Genomic DNA, 356 nt, shown 5'->3' with positions numbered 1-356 from the left:
CGGGTCGTGCCGCGCGGGGCGCGGTCTTATAGTCCCTCCCCCGGCGTTTCGCCTCTCCGCCCCACTGGCGGCGAGGGACAGCAGGTTCCGGGCGGCGTTCACGTCCCGGTCCAGGACCAGGCCGCACCCATCGCACCGGTAAATGCGCTCGGCCAGGGCCAGCTTGGCTTTCACCGTGCCGCAGCCCGAGCAGGTCTTCGATGAGGGAAACCAGCGGTCTGCAAGGACCAGCGTCCCGCCGCGCCAGGCGGTCTTGTAGGCGAGCATCCGCCGGGCGGTCCCGAATCCCTGGTCGGCGACCGCCCGGGCAAGGCGGCGGTTGCGAGTCATCCCGGCCACGTTCAGGTCCTCGGCCA

General features: G+C 71.6%; 1 protein-coding gene. It reads right to left on the bottom strand.

All coding sequences use genetic code 11. The features are described from left to right. The coding region (locus tag EAS64_RS43005) for an RNA-guided endonuclease InsQ/TnpB family protein (RefSeq protein ID WP_222850057.1) at nt 1-356 on the bottom strand (356 nt) is incomplete at both ends.

The sequence above is a fragment of the Trebonia kvetii genome (assembly GCF_007827045.1).
GTDB lineage: Bacteria > Actinomycetota > Actinomycetes > Streptosporangiales > Streptosporangiaceae > Trebonia > Trebonia kvetii.
The sequence above is the reverse complement of the archived record's forward strand: the minus strand, read 5'-3'. Positions and strand labels throughout refer to the sequence as shown.